The following is an 18,145-nucleotide window of genomic DNA, read 5'->3' on the forward strand; positions in this document are numbered from 1 at the left end:
GATTTTAAGCATTTTTTAGGATCTGTTAAACTTACCTGTTGATTTCCGCTCCAAACGCGAGCGGTTCGTGGGTATTTCGGTAAGCCTCCTCGGCGCTTGCGCCTGCAGTGTCTCCCCTGAACCATACTCTCCCATAAGAGTCTTAAAATCAACATTGTTGTTTAACATAGCTTAATTTTAAGAATGGTGATAATAAGGACCTGATTCATCATGGGAACTTGACTCATCATGGTGATGAGAACTGGATTCATCATGAGAACTTGACTCATCATGGTGATGAGAACTGGATTCATCGTGAGAACTTGACTTATCATGGTCATGGTCATCCTTACATCCACAATGTTCGTTGTCCTCATGACAGCATTGAGTAAATGAATCATCTGGACAGACACCTGGAATCGGGATGCATGGGTTAAAGTTTGGATTTTGAAGGACTTCGAATGGTCTCATCATATCATGGTCTTCATGTTCAAGGATATGGCAGTGCCAAGGATAAATGCCAGTGAATGGTCCGAAGCGGGCAATAATCCGGGTAACTTGATGTGGATTTGCACGGACGGTATCCTTCCAGCCTCTCTCATTTGCGGCAGGCGGGATCTCAGGACCGACAAGCATAAAGTGGCCTGACGAGTCTACTGTGAACTCTTGACGGTTAAGAACTTGGAATTGAACTAAGTGCAAATGAATGGGATGCGTATCTACGGTTTGGTTATAGAGATCCCAGACTTCAATTGTGCCGTTTACTGGAGTTTCGGTAATGGGTGATTCTCTCCATTCCATATGATTTAATAATAGCAGTAGTCGTCCAAAATTATCGGTTTCTTCATTTAATGTATTTTGACGAATCGGTGTATTTTGAGTAGGGGTTAAACGCTCGAAACAACTTAGGATGTCCGGAACATCACTAGTATCTTGTTGAGATAGATGTTTTTTTACACGAAACTGCATTACTTGTGATGTATCCGCAGTTGGTGACTCGCCACTTGGAAATGGTGCGTTTGCACTATTTGTAAGAATAATTTGCTGACCCTTATACATTGAAAAATCAATAATCACATCTGCACGTTCTGCAGGTGCAAGGATAATTTCGTTGACATATACAGGCTCTTCAAATAAGCCACCTTCTGATCCAATCTGTACAAATGTTTGACCTGAGCTTAATTGTAATTGATAGAATCTAGCATTCGACCCATTATAGATTCGGAAGCGATATTTACGGGGCTCCACTTCAAGATATGGCCAGACCTTGCCATTCACCAAAATCGTATCTCCGAAAAACTCAGGTACAATTGATGGGTTTGGGAATGGTGATACAGGTGGGAGGGGATCTGGCTGTGAAGGATAAAATAATTCCCCGTCCGGGTAAAAGGAGCGGTCTTGAATCAGTAACGGTATTTCAAATTTGCCACTAGGAAGATTTAAGCTCTCTTCATGTTTATCACGGATAAAATAAAGACCTGCCAGTCCAGCATATACATTTAAACGTGTAATCCCAAGAGCATGGTCATGATACCAAAGAGGGGCAGGGGTTTGGCAGTTTGGATAGTAATATACTTCATGTAGAAATTTTGGCCCCCTTTTTTTAAAATCTTTAGTAAACCAAGCTTCCGGAAACCCATCATTTTCAGGACGAACTCGTCCTCCATGTAGATGAACAACTGTTCGGACGGAAGGCTGTTTCGGTTCTGCACCTTCAATCGAGCGATCAACAGGTAATAGATGTTCAAATGGCAGATTGTTGATCCATTTAACCAAGATAGGATGGTCCCGTCTTGTTTCAAAGGTTGGACCCGGATAGGTTCCATTGTACCCCCAAACAGTTGTTGGCGGTAAGTCTCTGTGTAGCTGTTGTTTCACCTGTTTCATCGTTACCTCAAAGTATGGTATTCCATTTCGATGTCCAACAGGTTGAATTACTGAAGGGAGAGGTAAAGCATCAACAAACTTGGCTAATGCCATATTATTTAATTCCTCCTTTTCCTATGGAACAATTTTTATTAAGTTGTACTAGCAGTATATGGGGAAGAAAAGGGATATGTTAGGGGCAGGGGTACAAAAGGAAAATTAATCGAGGCATTAGCAGGCCGCTGATCTGAATGCAAGATTGTGAAGAGATGTATATAAAGAAAAAGGGGCTTGAGCTCAAGATTGTTCGCTACGGCGATCTTTTTCTTTATTGAAGTAACGGGTCAGGTTAGAACAAGAAGGATAATTTTTTACTAATCTTGAATACAGATTAAAAGTGCTGATTATTTTGGGGGAATAGATAAAGGAAATGGCTCAGTATAGAGAACTGAGCCATTTTATTGTTATTAACAAATCCCTATAAAAAAGACGGTACAAATTCGGTTACATTTTCGGGTATTACCGATAGGTAACGGAACCCGTTACAAAAAAACAAGCTATTTTTAAGTATTTTTTGAAAATTAACTGGTAACAGCATTCAGAGCATCAGCAAACCGTTTGATTCCTCCATGAATATTATCTTCATTTTCTCTTGAAAAGGTAAAGCGGACAAATCCTTTCTCAGAGCCCATGGTTGAGCCAGGTACAAATATTATTCCTCTTTTGATAGATTCTTCAAGTAATTGATTTTCATTGAATTCTTTTTTTATCCGGCACCATATATGGATTCCACCTTCAGGAACATGAAAATCTACCTGTTCATTTAAATATGACTGAAGGCTGAGAACTATTTGATTTCTTCGACTTTCTAATTGCCTACCTAAATAATTTAAATGGTTTTCAAAATCTCTAGATTCTAAAAAATCATTTGCTATCCATTGGTTATAACTTGCATGCCCAAAATCAACTTGCTGCTTGGCATCTGATAATCTCTCAATCACTGCTTTTGGACCAATAATCCAACCTATTCTTAAACCTGAAGCAATAATTTTGGTAAGTGAGCTTATATACAAAACATTTCCATAACGATCTAATGATTTAAGAGTCGGTATCTTTTCCCCTGAAAAAGAGGTTAAACTGTACGGGTCATCCTCCACAACTGGAATTCCAAATTCAGAAGATAACTCTAACACCTTTTTTCGATTGTTTTCAGACATTAATGTGCCAGTAGGGTTTTGAAAGATTGGATTTAAAAAAATCATCCGTATTCTATGTTTTTTGTATAAATCGGTTATGTCATTGGGGTTAATTCCGTCCTTACCCACTTTTAAAAAATAAGTTTTAATACCTGCAGATTTAAATACGGGCAAATTGTAATGATACGAAGGATCTTCGATTGCTACTGCATCACCAGGTTTTAACAAACATTGAACAACTAGATGTAATGCTTGCTGTGCCCCTGATGTAATTAAAATGGATGATGGATCCGTTTCTATGCTGCGAAACTGTTCAACATGTTTAGTAAGGGTTTCTCTTAGAATCGGATTTCCTTGAGGATGGTCATATCCCAAGGTTCCAATAAAAGATCGATTAGATGTAATCTCTCTGAGAGAGGACATGGGAAAAAGATCTTGTGATAATTCTCCACTGGCCAAATTTATTAGTTTTTGCTCTGCCGTCTCTTTATGTAATCTTTGGGTTACCGGCAAATTGGGTAAAAACGGACCTGCCTCAATATACCTGTTCCAACTAGGAATTCGTTTCTTAGTGATTCCCCAAATATCTTTACTAACTGTTGTTCCACTGCCTCTATTTCTATTAATCAGACCATTTGATTCTAATAGGTCATAGGCAGAAACCACTGTGCTTCGATTGATACCAAGCTCTTTGGCCAACCCTCTTTCAGAAGGTAAGGGTTTATCAGGCGGAAAAGAGCCATCTGCAATACCTTTTTCTATATAATCCGCTAGTTGTTTATAAATGGGTTTTTTAGATTCTCTATCTGGTTTCCAATCCATTTGTTACATCCTTTGAATCGATTTAAGTTTCTTTAAAGTATTGTATCCTTTTTCTAATTAAAATTCATTCGACACGTCTTATTAGGAAGAAGGGAATCAAAGGCAATCTAGGGATTTCCCAAACGCTCCTCGAAGCCGAAAGCAAAAATGATAAGGAGTATTCTATGGAAAGAAAAGCAACCTATGTGTTTAAGAAAAATGTTCAAGGTAAATGGCTTTGTGCCATCGATAATTCATATGGTACGGATTTATTAAGGCTCTATTAAACAACAATGTTGATAATCGGTCAATATTAAGGGAAACCCTAAATAATTGGTTCCCCCTTAGTTCAATAGGTGAAACCACTGTCGAGTATTACCTTAAAATATTTATTACAATATATCATTGGAATAAAAGATATTTTAGTTACCATTCCAATGATAGATTATTTGCACAACACCAGAGGAGAATGTTCTTGTATTAACCGTTTTTAAATTTATCCTCTGTTTTAAATCAATAAATAATGGTTTTCCTTCTCCCAAAACAACAGGGTGAATAGATAATCTAAATTCATCAACAAGCCCCAAATTTATAAAAGTTGTAATGAGACTTGCTCCACCATATAGCCAAATGTCTTTACCAGACTTTTTCTTCAATTGATTTACTTCTTCAAGAATATTATCATTTATAAATTTTGCTTGATTATCAGTCTCTTTTTGTGTTTTAGAAAAAACATATTTCTTTTTACTATGAATCAATTTCCAAATTTCCTTTTCGGTATCAGAGTCTTCAAATTTTGGAATATATTGTCCCCATAAATCGTAGCTTTTTCTACCATATAAAATAGTATCAATTTGATTTAAGAAATCAGTGAACCCCATATCAGAGTCCATAATGCACCAATCAACTTCTCCATTTGTTCCTTCAATAAAACCATCTAAAGTAACTGCTAAATCTAAAATTATTTTTCTCTGTTTTACGTTATTTGTCATAACTCTTCATCCTTTTATCATTAATATGGTGGCGGTTGGTTAGATTAAAATATAAATCATTGATTCAGTTTATGAATTTCTCGGGCCATAGACTCCAAAATATAAACAACAGGTACTTGTGTCGTAATATTCGCTTCTTCTACAAATTCTTCAGTTACAAAATAAGGAATATTGATATCCGAGATTTTTGCAATGGTTGAGAGTCTATTATTTGTGATACTAATAATTTTACTACCTTCTTGTTTTAATTGATTTAAATGTGTGACGGTGAAATTATTCTCTCCTGAAACTGACAATGCAATGGTCACACTGTCATTGCGGAGCTTGGTGTGAATCGGAAAATGCGGGTCTTTAATATACAACGAAAACTTCCCTAAGCTCGAGAAGTACCTCGCCCCATATTCCGCAAGAATGCCTGAGCTGCCTATTCCGATAAAAATCACATTTTCTGCTGTGTTAACTAGACTGGCAGCCTGTTTAATTTTTCCCTCTAGATCACCTTTTAGCGTCCGCTCAAAAAACTCTACGACTGAATGATGAGCACTTTTTATAACAGTCTTTTTATTTCCTTCTAAATGTATTTTTAACTTCACTTTAAATTCGGAAAAACCCTCACAATTTACTTTTCTACAAAAACGTAAAATGGTTGCAGTTGATACATGTGTTTCATCGGCCAGCTCACGTATACGCATATAAGCAACCTTATCACCGTTTTGGCAAATATAATTGTATAAAGAAGCTTCTAATTCATTGAAAGAAGCGATTACCTCATTTGAAAACATGTTTTATAATTCTCCTTAATCTTCATTAATCTATACTCCATTTTAGCACAAGAAAACACAGTGTTACATCTATGAAACAAATGACTAATTTCGTTATTAAAAACAAGATACTCCTCCTTTATTTACTATCTAGATAAAGGTAGTTATTATACTTTTATACTTATTTATAGAATGTAACCATCTAACAAATAGTAATGATTATGGAAAAAATATCAGGAGGTAACTCTTATGAATAAATATCAATTCCCTAAAGGTTTTTTATGGGGAGGAGCAACGGCTGCCAATCAGATGGAAGGCGGATTTGATGAAGGAAATAAGGGATTAAATATTGCCGATGTTCTTCCTGGTGGAAAAGAACGACTAAACATTCTACAATCCCCAGGCTTTAATTTTGAAATCGACCGCGAGAAATACAGCTATCCGAACCATGAAGGAATTGACTTCTACCATCGTTACAAGGAAGATATAGCTTTATTTGCAGAAATGGGTTTCAAAGTGTTCCGTATGTCAATTGCGTGGACAAGAATTTTTCCAAATGGTAATGAACTAGAAGCGAATGAAGAAGGTCTGGCATTCTATGACCGTGTCTTTGACGAATTGCATAAACATGGAATTGAGCCTGTAGTGACGATTTCTCATTATGAAATGCCTGTAAATCTTGTAAAAGAATACGGCGGCTGGAGAAATCGTGAAGTTGTTACATTCTTTGAAAGATATGTAAATGCGATCTTAAATCGCTATAAGAACAAAGTGAAATACTGGATGACATTTAATGAAATTAATAGTGGATTAATTATGCCAATCATGGGTCTTGGTTTCGCTATTCATAAAGAAGAAGACAAGTACACGCCAACCTTCCAGGCATATCATCATCAATTTGTTGCCAGTGCTATTGCTGTTAAGGCTTGTCACAAAATTATTCCAGATGCTCAAATTGGTTGTATGATTCTATATGCACCTGTTTATTCGTACGATTCCAATCCGGAAAATGTCATGTATGCCCTTCAAGAAGAACGCTTTTTCAACTATTTTTGTGCGGACGTTCAGGTACGTGGGGAATATCCTACATTCATTAAGCGCTATTTCAAAGAGCATAATATTGAATTAGATATTCAGGAGGGTGACCTGGAATTAATTAAGGAAGGTACTGTCGATTATATTGGACTTAGTTATTATATGTCCCGAACCGAGAAAAAAGAGAAGTCAGATCTTGAGAATGCACAAGGAAATCTTATCGGCGGAGTGAAGAATCCTTTCCTAAAGGCAAGTGATTGGGGCTGGGAAATCGACCCTGTTGGTTTGCGGATAGGCTTAAACCAATTGTACGATCGCTACCAAGTACCATTATTCGTTGTCGAAAACGGATTAGGAGCCTATGACAAGGTAGAAGAGGATGGCTCGATTAATGATGACTATCGAATTGATTATCTTCGAGATCACATTATAGCTATGGGTGAATCCATTGAAGATGGAGTTGAACTGATGGGATATACAACCTGGGGATGTATTGACATGGTGAGCATGTCTTCAGGTGAGTACTCTAAACGGTATGGATTCATCTATGTAGACAAACATGATGATGGAAGCGGCACATTGGCCCGGAAAAAGAAAAAGTCCTTCTTTTGGTATAAAGACGTTATTGAAACAAATGGGGAAAAACTATAAAAAGTAACGTGTGCGTCTCTGTTTTATACAGGGGCGCATTTTTAATGTGAAAAAATGGTGGGGACTAGTTGCCCGTGAAAGAGGGAAAGTGAGGAGAACGGTAACTAGTGGGTGTGACTAGTGCCCGTGAAGGAGGAAAAAGAGAACTAGCGGTAACTAGTCATAGAAAGAGGAGAATTTTAGGTACACCTAGAAATCTAAGTTAATAATAGAAACAAGGAGTGCTTTTAAAGTGTTAAACATAGAAATAAGAAGGCCCAGAATAGAGGACACAAATGAGTTAAATCAACTCTTTGAAAAAGTCATAATTGATACGTTTACTAAAGAAGGTATTGGAGAGAAATGTGAGGACATCGAAGCAGAAATTAATACGAAGAAAAAATACTTACTAAGTGATTTTGCTAGCAATGGTGTAAATCGATATTTTTTGATTGCATGGCATTCCGACAAAATTGTGGGCTCTATCGAATACGGTCCGGCTAGCAACCTCATATGTAAATGTACAAAGAATGCTTTTAACGGGCTCCACGAAGTAGGGACTGTATTTGTTCATCCGGAGTATCAAGGAATGGGAATAGGAAGAGCGTTATTGAATTCCATATATTCCGAATTACAACTTAAAGGCATAGAAGAATTTTGCTTAGATAGTGGGTATGCTCGTGCGCAACAAATCTGGAAGAAGAAATTTGGTGAACCTGATTACTTGTTAAATGATTATTGGGGCGAAGGCTTTGACCACATGATTTGGAAAATTAATATCAGCGATTTGACCCAAGAAATCAGCTAGTTTTCAATAACTAAAAAAACAACTCCAATTTGAAGTTGTTTTTAGTTTCTGTACATTTATATTGCTAGTTTCATATCTTTTTTATCATTATTCTTCGCTGTCTTTTTAAGTTGAGATTGCAATTCAGCTATGTCAAGTTGATCCTTTTCTTTGAGTCCATTAATAATAACCGTTGTTGCATAGATACACATCAAAAATAAACCAATAGTAATTAACCAAGCTACTAACATTTTAAATCCCCCTTAGTATTAACTTAAATTTAGTTTAATTGATTTTAAATCAATGAAATGTGACATAAATCACGATTGATTTTGTAGATTGTGAACATTTTTTGTATTTTAAAAGTGAATATAGTGAAAACGAATTTTTTAGGAGGAGAACCCTTGGAAGAAAAACAAAAAGAGATCAAACTGGTGATTGGGGCAGGGGAATATAATAATAATCCAGGTTGGCTTCATACCCAGGAAGAGGAACTAAACTTGCTAGATGAAACAACATGGACTACTCGGTTTAGTCCAGCTTCTTTAACCGCTATTTTAGCGGAACACGTATGGGAACATCTTACATTTGAAGAGGGAGTAGAAGCGGCAAAGCTTTGTTATAGGTTTTTAAAGCCATCTGGATACATTCGTTGTGCGGTCCCAGATGCATTCTTTCCAGACGAAAACTATCAAAACATCGTTAAGGTTGGGGGACCTGGTCCATTAGACCATCCCGCTGCGAGTCATAAAATTGTCCACAATTATAAAACCTTAACGAAAATGTTCCAAACAGCTGGATTTGAAGTTCATTTACTTGAATATAGTGATGAAAATGGTGAATTTCATTTCAATAAGTGGGAAGGAACAAAAGGAGTAATCTTTCGGTCAAAAAGATATGATCCAAGAAATCAAAGGGATAAACTAGTCTTCCCATCCCTAATTATTGACGCAATAAAACGCTAAAACGGGGACAGTCCCTCACCGCTTTAAAGCAGTGAGGGACTGTCCCCATTTTTTATGTAGTAATTCTGTTAAAACTGGAACAAAATAAAACGGATAATAATTGAGGTTCGTTCAACTGGAGGTACATCATGACAAACATCGGGAAAATTGTTGCAACATCACTATTAGTTCTTATGATATTGAATGGAATGCTCATAATGAAGGGCAGTTCGGCGGAGGTTGAGATACATTCACCACCAACTCCACAAATTGAAGGTGAGTATGGAGTCACCATAGATGCCAAGACTGGAGAGATTCTTTACGACAAAAATGCTCATTCTAAATCGTATCCAGCAAGTATGACAAAAGTTTTAACGGCCACAATTTTAGATGAAAGAATGGAGGATGGAGAATGGTTAACGGTTAGTCCGCATGCAGCAAATCAAGAATGTCTCTGTTTGGGTCTTCGAGCAGGTGAAAGGATGACGAAACAGGATGCAATGAAAGCTTTGTTATTGCTGAGTGCGAATGACGTCGCGGTTGTTATTGCTGAAAACGTCGCAGGAAGTGAGAAAGGTTTCGCAAATCTCATGAACCAAAAAGTGCAACAATGGAATCTCAAAGACACCCATTTTGTTACGGCTAACGGTCTGCATCATCCTAACCATTATACAACGCCCTATGATATGGCGATCATTACAAAAGAAGCGATTAAACACCCGATGGTACTCAAAGTCATGTCGACACAAACCACGGACATTAAAACGAGCAGACAAGAAAAAATCATCCGGAATTTAGTCAATATTGGTGCTATGCCTAACGTAGTCGCGGGTAAACCTGGATTTACAAGTGCCGCTCAGCATACACTAGTGGAATATCTAAAAAAGGGAGACAAGGAAATTATCTCGGTGGTCATGAAATCAAAAAACAAAAGATCAAAATACAAAGATATACAAACGATGGCAAACTATTCTTTTAGTTATATGAAAAATGCGAATCCAGTCATCCAAAGGTAATCCTACCTTTGATTAGTCAATAGAAAGAGCGTCTTTGCTCGTTGAGCAGAGACGCTTTTATTACGGTTTAGGTAAATGAATCCTTTTAGGAAGAAGAACCGGGTCTTACACCTGTTGCTTGGTATTCCTTGGTGGGTTTTTGCATTTGTTTTAATACATTATACCAATGCTCATTGTCTCTAAACCTCTCGACGTACTCACTTAACTTATCATTTTGGATTAAATCTACTGCTGTAGGGAATTCCTTTTGGATAGATTCTTGCCATTGTCTAAGGTAAGTTTGAGCGTCGTGTAATTCTCGTAAATCATTTTCTGTCAATTCTTTATTAATAGAGATGCCAGCCGTATCGGAACATAATGTTAGTGAAGCTTCAGTCAAATCATAAATTAAAGCAGAAGATTCCCTCTTTGAAAACCACGGGTCACTATATATTAAGGAACTGTGCCCTTCTTTAAAATGGTAGTGTATTGCTAATAATCCGTCTCTTAATGCGTCATATTCATCCTGATTGATTTTCTTTTGTTCAAGTGTACGCGAGATAATTGCTTCGCTTCTGTCAATATTCTGGACAATTTCTGCCATTTGAAGGTGAAGATTTTCTGATATAGCATAATCGTAATTATTAACTTTATCCTCAAGACCTAAAATTTGTTTTTCTTGATTAACTCCCCATACTAAGCTTGCTATTGTTGTAAATAGAAATACGGTACCCCATTTTATTTTCATGCAGTTACCTCACTTTTAATTAATCTTCCAAATTCTATTCTACTAAACTATACAAAATATTCCAATTAAATATTGGACTAGGTGAACTATATTTATTAATAAACAATTATTTATAACAAGGTTTTTAATAACAATAGTAGAATACTTTAACAATGTATAGGGGGATGAGCATTGAATAAAAAATTTCTTTAATTGATATTATTGGTTTTTATCGGTAGTTTTGCATTTTATTCTTAGTATTGGGTAGAAATCCTGAATTGACTTTTGATCATATTGAAGAAATAGTCGACTACACTAATACATTTAGTTATCCTATTAATGTATCAAAAAATGAGATTTATTTTCATTACAAGAAGATTCCTAAGGATTTAGATATACGTCCTAAAATTTTTTAATATGATAAAACAAATAAGGAATTTACAGATGATGAACTACGAGGAATGTTTTAATTTGTTTAGCTAGTAAAAAGGAAGTGAAGGTTTTGTCCGAACAACAAAGGGGAAATCAAAATCATTTACGTGCTGACTGTGAAAGCTGTTTTGGATTATGTTGCGTAGCTTTACCTTATGCAAAATCTGCAGACTTTGCCTTTGATAAAGAGGGGGGAACTCCTTGTAAAAACTTGCAGTCAGATTATCGTTGCAGAATTCATAGTCATTTAAGAGATAAAGGTTTTAAAGGGTGTACAGTATATGAGTGCTTTGGTGCAGGTCAAAAGGTATCCCAATTCACGTATATAGGAAAGGATTGGCGTGAAAATCCAGAGTTAGCCGAGGAAATGTTTGACGTATTTCCCGTCATGCAGCAACTCCATGAAATGCTCCTTTATCTAAACGAGGCAATAGGTAATGAAAAAGCTCGTCCAATTTATGACGAATTACTACAAGCTATAGAAGATACTGAACAATTAACCCATCTAAGTCCAAACGAACTATTAAATCTTGATATACCAAACCATAGAGCGGTGGTAAATAATCTATTGCTCCAAACAAGTGAGTTTGTACGTGCAAAAGTGAAGAAAGACAAGAATCGATCTAGTAAGGTCAAAAAGGGAATCGGTCTGATTGGTGCCAATTTAAGCGGAAATGATCTTAGAGGAAGCAATTTTAGAGGAGCATTGCTTATTGCAGCTAACCTTCGAAATTCTGATTTGAGAATGTCTGATTTTATTGGAGCTGACCTAAGGGATGCAGACTTAAGTGGTGCGAATTTACATGGCAGTATTTTCCTGACCCAAGCACAAGTCAATGCGGCAAAAGGTGATCGAGATACTAATTTACCAGCTTCATTACACGTTCCTTCACATTGGCTGGTATAGAAATATATGAACATGGCCTTCCTTGAATGGAGGGTTTTTCTTTTGTAAGATAATGTTAAATTATTCCATAAAATGAAACTTATATATTTTTTAGACGTATAATGTATTAAGGAAAATTTTCTTATAGAGAGGGGAGAATTTCATATGGGTCTATATACTACTTTAGGGATTATTGGAGCATACCTCTTGTTATCGCTCATTCTCTTACCCGTTCAATATAAGTACGTTAAACATCTAAAAGAAGAGGATAAGAAACGTAAGGAAATTGGTCTCAGCCAAGCAGAATATTATGATAAAATGAGTTTCGAAAATCAGGAGCTGCATTATAATGCACAAGGAAATATTCTGTTTATAGGCGCAAACCTGCTAGCTACTCTCTTGTATAAATGGAAACATAAAAAGCTGGAATACTAAGAAAGGTGCCTCATTCGAATTGAAATGAGGCATCTTTTTCATTTTATACAGAAATGACCACTTTCCCTTGCGCATGGCCTTCTGCAAAATAGCTGAAGGCTTCTTTCACTTCACTTAATTTGTACCTTCGATCAATCACAGGCTTTACTTTGCCGTCTTCAATTAGTTCTTTCATAAGAATCAGGTCCTTTTGGTTCGCTCTTTGTAAAAAGGTACCCATTTTCTTTTTTTCAGTCAGAGAAATCCAAGGTCCTAAAGCCATCGCTTGGAACATTTGAGAGCCGGAACCACCAACGTGAACAAAAGTTCCATTAGGATTTAACAGCCGTTTGTAATCTGAAATGGAGTGATGTCCGTTAACACCAACAATCAGGTCATACGTCTTCGTTTTTTTCGTAACATCTTCTTTAGTATAGTCAATGACATCGTCTGCCCCAATGGATTGCAAGATCTCTATGTTCCTAGTACTACACACACCCGTTACTTCAGCCCCGAAAGACTTGGCGATTTGAACAGCAAAAGTCCCTACACCACCAGATGCGCCATTGATTAACACCTTTTGGCCAGATTGAATCTTCCCTTTATCCCGTAGCCCCTGTAGAGCAGTAACCCCCGCCATTGGTACAGCGGCAGCTTCCTCATATGATAGATTAGCAGGTTTTAATGCTAATGCATGTTCAGGAACCGCTACATATTCTGCGAAACCACCCCAACCACACCCGGATAAGTCACCTAACACTTCATCGCCTGGTTTAAATTGTGTAACATCCTTGCCGACTGCTTCCACACAACCTGCAATGTCACCACCGGGTATACGGTATTTCGGTTTTGTCAGTCCGAATGCAAAGCGAGCTAAGAACGGTTCTCCTTTTAAAAGAACAAGATTACCAAAATTCAGTGACGTTGCATGAACTTTTACAAGAACTTGATTGTCTTTGGGAACAGGTTTATCCACTTCTTGCAATTGAAGTACATCGGGTGGACCGTATTGGTCAGAAACGACAGCTTTCATATAATTCCTCCTACATTTCCAAAATTCTCCAAAGATACAAGGATGTATGCATGAAGTAGTACAAATGACTCAAAAAACTCTAAGTAATACATATTCCAATTAAAAGGCATTCAAAACCAAAATCCATTAACATTGCCCTAAATAAACTTTGGAAATTGAAGGTTTAAAAATAATGTAGGTCACATCTTTAAAAAGGAATAATGATTTAGATGTAGAAATAGTAAGAGAAATTAATCAAACCGGAGGGACCTGTGCATTATAAAATAGATGATTTAGTTATTCGTCCAATTGTAGAAAAAGATTTGCCGGAACTATGGGAGTTGATTTATAACGAGAAATTACCTGAATGGAAAAAATGGGATGCTCCTTACTTTGAACATAAGCATGTTCCATATGATGAGTTTGTAAATGAAAAAGAATCTTATATCGAACAGGAAAATCGATGGGCTATTGAAGTAGCGGGGGAGCTAATCGGCACACTAGGGTACTATTGGGAGCATAGACCTTCTAATTGGCTAGAGATGGGGATCGTCATTTATAAACCGGAATTTTGGAGTGGAGGATATGGAACACAAGCACTTCGTCTTTTGATCAATCATCTATTTAATACCTTACCATTGGTACGGGTAGGGTACACCACCTGGTCAGGAAATAAACGAATGATTAAGGTGGGGGAAAAGCTTGGGATGACCTTGGAAGCGAGGATTAGGAAGGTCCGATACTATAATGGAACATACTATGATTCTATTAGGATGGGACTTTTACGAGAAGAGTGGGAAGCGAATAAAATAATATGATTTCGAGATATTCGGTAAGAAAATGGCGTCTCATTGATCTAGTCCTTATTATTGATTCGCTGATAAAATCATAAATTCGCTGATAAAAACTGAGATTCGCTGATATATTTTAATATTCGCTGATAAAAGACTAAAATCCGCTGATAAATCGTGAATCTCTAGAGAAATGTGTAATTTTACACCGAAAAAGAGCGTGGCAATATTGTAGGGAATAGTAGATAGTTATGGTACGATAGAAATATAGTAACAATTCATGAAATTAGACGGAGGCAACGATATGTACAGCTTTAAGAACGACTACAGCGAAGGCGCACATCCTAGAATCCTGAACGCATTACTTGAATCCAACCTTGTCCAAGCAGATGGCTATGGGGAAGATCAATTCACCCAACAAGCGATAGAGTTATTAAAGGAAAAATTGGGACGGACGGATGTGGATATCCACCTACTTTCAGGCGGGACACAAACAAATCTAACCGCTATTTCTGCATTCTTAAGACCACACGAGGCGGCAATGGCCGTTAGTTCCGGACATATTTTAGGGCATGAAACGGGTGCTATTGAAGCAACTGGACATAAAATCATTTCCATTGATGGTGTAGATGGAAAACTGAATCCCACCCATGTGAAGGCTGTACTTGAAGGTCATCCAGATGAGCACATGGTAAAGCCGAAGCTGGTTTACATATCGAATTCCACTGAAATAGGATCTATTTATACAAAAACGGAACTCGAGCAGCTACGAGATTTCTGTCATGAGAACAATCTCATTTTATATATGGATGGTGCGAGACTTGGTTCTGCGCTATGCTCTGATGAAAATGACTTGAAATTGAGTGATCTCCCTGAACTTGTTGATGCTTTTTATATTGGCGGAACTAAGAACGGTGCTCTTATAGGAGAGGCGCTAGTCATTTGCCGCGATTCTCTCAAAGCGGATTTCCGCTATCATATTAAGCAAAAAGGGGCGCTTCTTGCTAAAGGAAGAGTAATGGGTATTCAGTTCCTTGAGCTATTCCGGGATAATCTGTTTTTTGACTTGGCTATGCATGCAAATAAGCTGGCAGGTAGACTTAGAGACGAAATAAGCAAGGCGGATATTCCGTTTTTAATCCATTCTCCATCGAATCAAATTTTCCCGATTCTCCCGAATTCAGTCATTGCCGAATTAGAAAAGAAGTATGCTTTTCATGTGTGGGAGAAGGTCGATGAGAAGCATTCAGCCATTCGCCTTGTTACTTCTTGGGCAACACAAGAGGACCAGGTAGAAGAGTTTATTGAGGATTTTAAGATGTTAGTAAACTTGAACTTTTAAAAATTTTATTGGCTCTTGAGAACTGTTGGAAAAGAAGAAAGTTCTCAAGTAACAGGTTCCGTTTCCTATCACAAACATTAAAAATGTAAGATAATGAGTGTCAATTTGCATATGAAATTGACACTCATTTTTTATTGGTGTAAAGCTATTTGTGCGGAAATTTCATAAAAATTTGTATGGGAAAATGCACCTCAAATTGTAGGGGTACAATGGCTGTTGTACCCCTACAATCACAACCATAATTTGATATACAAATTGACTAAAAAAATGCATAGACTAGACGTTATTGCTAGATATATATGTTAAGTAAATAAAGTTTGTGAAAAGATGTACTTACGCTAACGGGGCTGGTTTGTTGAAGAAGGATAATTTCTGTTTTAAGCGAATTAGAAATTCAAACAAACCTTACACTAAATACAGGTATTGAAAATAACAGGATATAGGAGGTATGAGATATGAAGATCAATAGAATAGATCATGTGAGTATTAACGTAAATGATCTTTCAGAGGCTAAAGCGTTTTTTGTTGATTTAGGACTTGAAGTGCAAGCGGAATGGGAATTGGATGGAGAACAGTTGGACAGAATAGTTGGGCTTAATGGTGTTAAAACGGCATGTGTAGGAATGGGGATGCCAGATGGTCAGGCATGGATAGAGCTAGTTAAATTTTATACGCCGTCAGATGAAGAAGGTATTCAGCAACCTTTTGCAAATACGCTGGGTATTCGACATATTTGCTTTGCTGTTGAAGATCTTGAAGCGATTGTTGCAAAATTGAAAAAGAAGGGCACGGAAATCTTTAGTGAGATAGAGCAATATGAAGAAAGTTATAAGTTATGCTACGTTCGTGGTCCAGAGGGAATTATTTTAGAGTTGGCGGAGAAAATCAGATAAATATTGAATGGGGATGGAATATAATTGGAAGAAGATTAATATTTCGTTTGGGAAAATTGGAGGAACTATATGCAACTATTATTTTGGCCTTTTATGCTTGCTTCTCTTTTGGTCTCAATTTTTGCTATTAGCTTAAAAAAACCTAATTTTCTTGTAATATCATCAATACTTATATTACCTTTATCACTTTATCTTGCCGCTACACCCCGTTTTTTAGTATGGGGTTTAGTATTTCCACTTTTTTTTGTTGGGTCAGCGGTTGCCCTGTCTAAGAAGTTTATATGGTTAACCGTCTTGTTGGTATCTCCCAATTTTTTACTGGTTGGATGGCTTGGAGTTTCTGTTATAAATCAGTAAATAATAAAGGTACAATCGTCCTAAATGTCGTCTTGTACTAAAGTGGCTCGATAGAAAAAGTCCATAGCTGATTGAACTAATGGGTGCAAGATAAAAGACTTGGATGGCTGCTGCCACGATCCATATTTTATTGCACGAACGGGGGCGTTGATCCAAGAAGGATTAAAGCTTATTTTTGTTGAAATAAATACGCAACATCGAACTGCAGGATTATTAGTAATGGAGCTTGGGGTACTGGCTTATGGGAAGATGATTTATCTTTACACACTAATTATCCTAATTAAAAGAGAAGTGATTTTGATTTGAAATATCAACAAAAGGATATTACAGAAGACCTAAAGATAAAGATTAAGAATACTGAAGCGGAATTAAAAGAAAATACAGAAAAATTTTTAACAGTAAATAAATCTGTTTTTGCAAAGAACAACTTAGAATTAGATGCTGATTTCGATAAAGAAGGCGACGACTCTTTTAAGCCAAGGTATAGTTCCTCAGTTGCAATTGGAGTATCAGATCAAACTGACAAAAATGGTGAACTTATTGACTTACATATAATAAAAATTTGGGAATGTGAACGCACTCTCTTAGGAGTGCCGATTTCAAAAAACATACCAGGAAGCAAGATTATCGGTGAACTACTTGATGAATCAGTGGAAGAAGTAAAAGAGGAATTGAAGGAATATATGAAAGGATTTTTAAATGAAAAGTTATCCTTGTGTTAAAAGTTAAAGCTAGGAACATACCGACAAAATGGTGCACATAATGTCGGTTGGTCACATTCAAATCCTGTTATTCTATTGATGAAAGGAGGTCATTTAATGGATTCGCTAAAGAACATGAATGATGCAATGAGGTATATCGAGGATAACCTCACTAACGAAATAGACTTCAAAGTGGTGGCAAGAATCGCTCATTGTTCGGAATATCATTTTAAAAGAATGTTTTCTTTTCTTGCAGGTATTACATTATCAGAATACATCCGTCGTAGACGACTTAGCTTGGCCGCATTGGAGCTTATAAATAGTCATATAAAAATAATTGATGTGGCGATGAAATATGGATACAGCTCGCCGGACTCGTTTACTAGAGCTTTTCAAATTTTACATGGGGTAACGCCGTCAGAGGCAAGAAACAATGGCCAGCAATTAAAAGCCTATCCACTAATGACCTTTCAATTATCCATTAGAGGAGGATATGAAATGAATTACCGAATGGAACAAAAAGAGGCATTTAACATAGTTGGTATCATGAAAAGAGTTCCCATTATTTTTGAAGGAGAAAATCCGGAAATTACAGCCATGTGGA

General features: G+C 36.8%; 20 protein-coding genes and 1 pseudogene. 14 read left to right on the forward strand and 7 right to left on the reverse strand.

The window, feature by feature from the left end:
* Positions 1–177 precede the first annotated feature (177 nt).
* On the reverse strand, positions 178–1,959 hold the full coding sequence (locus tag ABES03_RS00125; protein WP_430114103.1) for a multicopper oxidase family protein: 1,782 nt from the start codon (positions 1,957–1,959) through the stop codon (positions 178–180).
* Between the two features lie 467 nt (positions 1,960–2,426).
* On the reverse strand, positions 2,427–3,863 hold the full coding sequence (locus tag ABES03_RS00130; protein ID WP_430114104.1) for a PLP-dependent aminotransferase family protein: 1,437 nt from the start codon (positions 3,861–3,863) through the stop codon (positions 2,427–2,429).
* Between the two features lie 107 nt (positions 3,864–3,970).
* On the opposite strand from ABES03_RS00130, the pseudogene ABES03_RS00135 reads away from it, so the two are divergent.
* Positions 3,971–4,129: pseudogene (locus ABES03_RS00135) on the forward strand (DUF4440 domain-containing protein); the annotation flags it as partial.
* Positions 4,130–4,264: 135 nt separating this feature from the next.
* Here the strand turns inward: ABES03_RS00135 and ABES03_RS00140 are convergent.
* Positions 4,265–4,834: a dihydrofolate reductase family protein gene (locus ABES03_RS00140; RefSeq protein WP_430114106.1), complete on the reverse strand. Its 570-nt coding sequence runs from the start codon at positions 4,832–4,834 to the stop codon at positions 4,265–4,267.
* 56 nt (positions 4,835–4,890) lie between these two features.
* Positions 4,891–5,616: a MurR/RpiR family transcriptional regulator gene (locus tag ABES03_RS00145; RefSeq protein ID WP_430114108.1), complete on the reverse strand. Its 726-nt coding sequence runs from the start codon at positions 5,614–5,616 to the stop codon at positions 4,891–4,893.
* 228 nt (positions 5,617–5,844) lie between these two features.
* Between ABES03_RS00145 and ABES03_RS00150 the strand changes: the two genes are divergently transcribed.
* Both ABES03_RS00150 and ABES03_RS00155 read left to right on the forward strand, forming a co-directional pair.
* Entirely contained in the window at positions 5,845–7,281 is a 1,437-nt protein-coding gene (locus tag ABES03_RS00150) for a glycoside hydrolase family 1 protein (protein ID WP_430114110.1), read from the forward strand.
* Positions 7,282–7,513: 232 nt separating this feature from the next.
* On the forward strand, positions 7,514–8,068 hold the full coding sequence (locus ABES03_RS00155; RefSeq protein ID WP_430114112.1) for a GNAT family N-acetyltransferase: 555 nt from the start codon (positions 7,514–7,516) through the stop codon (positions 8,066–8,068).
* Between the two features lie 56 nt (positions 8,069–8,124).
* On the opposite strand, the gene ABES03_RS00160 is transcribed toward ABES03_RS00155, so the two are convergent.
* Positions 8,125–8,298: a hypothetical protein gene (locus tag ABES03_RS00160; protein ID WP_430114114.1), complete on the reverse strand. Its 174-nt coding sequence runs from the start codon at positions 8,296–8,298 to the stop codon at positions 8,125–8,127.
* A 153-nt stretch (positions 8,299–8,451) separates the two neighbouring features.
* On the opposite strand from ABES03_RS00160, the gene ABES03_RS00165 reads away from it, so the two are divergent.
* Positions 8,452–9,012 carry a class I SAM-dependent methyltransferase gene (locus ABES03_RS00165; protein WP_430114116.1) on the forward strand — a complete coding sequence of 187 codons (561 nt, stop codon included), beginning with the start codon at positions 8,452–8,454 and terminating at the stop codon, positions 9,010–9,012.
* 128 nt (positions 9,013–9,140) lie between these two features.
* On the forward strand, positions 9,141–10,007 hold the full coding sequence (locus ABES03_RS00170; protein ID WP_430114118.1) for a D-alanyl-D-alanine carboxypeptidase family protein: 867 nt from the start codon (positions 9,141–9,143) through the stop codon (positions 10,005–10,007).
* A gap of 85 nt (positions 10,008–10,092) precedes the next feature.
* On the opposite strand, the gene ABES03_RS00175 is transcribed toward ABES03_RS00170, so the two are convergent.
* Positions 10,093–10,734: a hypothetical protein gene (locus ABES03_RS00175; RefSeq protein ID WP_430114120.1), complete on the reverse strand. Its 642-nt coding sequence runs from the start codon at positions 10,732–10,734 to the stop codon at positions 10,093–10,095.
* 481 nt (positions 10,735–11,215) lie between these two features.
* Between ABES03_RS00175 and ABES03_RS00180 the strand changes: the two genes are divergently transcribed.
* Together ABES03_RS00180 and ABES03_RS00185 are read left to right on the forward strand one after the other, a co-directional pair.
* The gene (locus ABES03_RS00180; protein ID WP_430114122.1) at positions 11,216–12,052 is read left to right on the forward strand and encodes a pentapeptide repeat-containing protein; all 837 of its coding nucleotides are present in this window, start codon (positions 11,216–11,218) and stop codon (positions 12,050–12,052) included.
* A 144-nt stretch (positions 12,053–12,196) separates the two neighbouring features.
* Complete coding sequence (locus ABES03_RS00185) at positions 12,197–12,466, forward strand: DUF3949 domain-containing protein (RefSeq protein WP_430114124.1); 270 nt, start codon at positions 12,197–12,199, stop codon at positions 12,464–12,466.
* Positions 12,467–12,509: 43 nt separating this feature from the next.
* On the opposite strand, the gene ABES03_RS00190 is transcribed toward ABES03_RS00185, so the two are convergent.
* Positions 12,510–13,478: an NAD(P)-dependent alcohol dehydrogenase gene (locus ABES03_RS00190; RefSeq protein WP_430114126.1), complete on the reverse strand. Its 969-nt coding sequence runs from the start codon at positions 13,476–13,478 to the stop codon at positions 12,510–12,512.
* A gap of 251 nt (positions 13,479–13,729) precedes the next feature.
* On the opposite strand from ABES03_RS00190, the gene ABES03_RS00195 reads away from it, so the two are divergent.
* The 7 genes from ABES03_RS00195 to ABES03_RS00225 form a co-directional block, all read left to right on the forward strand.
* Positions 13,730–14,275, forward strand: a complete 546-nt coding sequence (locus ABES03_RS00195; protein ID WP_430114129.1) for a GNAT family N-acetyltransferase — start codon at positions 13,730–13,732, stop codon at positions 14,273–14,275.
* Between the two features lie 277 nt (positions 14,276–14,552).
* Positions 14,553–15,590: a threonine aldolase family protein gene (locus ABES03_RS00200; protein WP_430114132.1), complete on the forward strand. Its 1,038-nt coding sequence runs from the start codon at positions 14,553–14,555 to the stop codon at positions 15,588–15,590.
* Between the two features lie 455 nt (positions 15,591–16,045).
* Positions 16,046–16,483: a VOC family protein gene (locus tag ABES03_RS00205; protein WP_430114134.1), complete on the forward strand. Its 438-nt coding sequence runs from the start codon at positions 16,046–16,048 to the stop codon at positions 16,481–16,483.
* 69 nt (positions 16,484–16,552) lie between these two features.
* On the forward strand, positions 16,553–16,840 hold the full coding sequence (locus ABES03_RS00210) for a hypothetical protein (RefSeq protein ID WP_430114135.1): 288 nt from the start codon (positions 16,553–16,555) through the stop codon (positions 16,838–16,840).
* Positions 16,841–16,987: 147 nt separating this feature from the next.
* Entirely contained in the window at positions 16,988–17,146 is a 159-nt protein-coding gene (locus ABES03_RS00215) for a hypothetical protein (protein ID WP_430114137.1), read from the forward strand.
* Positions 17,143–17,562, forward strand: a complete 420-nt coding sequence (locus ABES03_RS00220; RefSeq protein ID WP_430114139.1) for a hypothetical protein — start codon at positions 17,143–17,145, stop codon at positions 17,560–17,562. Before ABES03_RS00215 ends, ABES03_RS00220 begins: the two co-directional genes overlap by 4 nt.
* A 96-nt stretch (positions 17,563–17,658) precedes the next feature.
* A partial coding sequence (locus tag ABES03_RS00225) for an AraC family transcriptional regulator (RefSeq protein WP_430114140.1) occupies positions 17,659–18,145 on the forward strand: 487 nt, incomplete at its 3' end.

It is taken from the genome of Neobacillus rhizosphaerae, assembly GCF_050477885.1.
Classification (GTDB): domain Bacteria; phylum Bacillota; class Bacilli; order Bacillales; family Cytobacillaceae; genus Neobacillus; species Neobacillus rhizosphaerae_A.

Excerpts from the sequence above, each read along its gene's own strand:
- ABES03_RS00125 (WP_430114103.1), bottom strand. The coding sequence starts at position 1,959 with ATGGCATTAGCCAAGTTTGTTGATGCTTTACCTCTCCCTTCAGTAATT.
- ABES03_RS00130 (WP_430114104.1), bottom strand. The coding sequence starts at position 3,863 with ATGGATTGGAAACCAGATAGAGAATCTAAAAAACCCATTTATAAACAA.
- ABES03_RS00140 (WP_430114106.1), bottom strand. The coding sequence starts at position 4,834 with ATGACAAATAACGTAAAACAGAGAAAAATAATTTTAGATTTAGCAGTT.
- ABES03_RS00145 (WP_430114108.1), bottom strand. The coding sequence starts at position 5,616 with ATGTTTTCAAATGAGGTAATCGCTTCTTTCAATGAATTAGAAGCTTCT.
- ABES03_RS00150 (WP_430114110.1), top strand. The coding sequence starts at position 5,845 with ATGAATAAATATCAATTCCCTAAAGGTTTTTTATGGGGAGGAGCAACG.
- ABES03_RS00160 (WP_430114114.1), bottom strand. The coding sequence starts at position 8,298 with ATGTTAGTAGCTTGGTTAATTACTATTGGTTTATTTTTGATGTGTATC.
- ABES03_RS00170 (WP_430114118.1), top strand. The coding sequence starts at position 9,141 with ATGACAAACATCGGGAAAATTGTTGCAACATCACTATTAGTTCTTATG.
- ABES03_RS00175 (WP_430114120.1), bottom strand. The coding sequence starts at position 10,734 with ATGAAAATAAAATGGGGTACCGTATTTCTATTTACAACAATAGCAAGC.
- ABES03_RS00185 (WP_430114124.1), top strand. The coding sequence starts at position 12,197 with ATGGGTCTATATACTACTTTAGGGATTATTGGAGCATACCTCTTGTTA.
- ABES03_RS00190 (WP_430114126.1), bottom strand. The coding sequence starts at position 13,478 with ATGAAAGCTGTCGTTTCTGACCAATACGGTCCACCCGATGTACTTCAA.
- ABES03_RS00200 (WP_430114132.1), top strand. The coding sequence starts at position 14,553 with ATGTACAGCTTTAAGAACGACTACAGCGAAGGCGCACATCCTAGAATC.
- ABES03_RS00205 (WP_430114134.1), top strand. The coding sequence starts at position 16,046 with ATGAAGATCAATAGAATAGATCATGTGAGTATTAACGTAAATGATCTT.
- ABES03_RS00210 (WP_430114135.1), top strand. The coding sequence starts at position 16,553 with ATGCAACTATTATTTTGGCCTTTTATGCTTGCTTCTCTTTTGGTCTCA.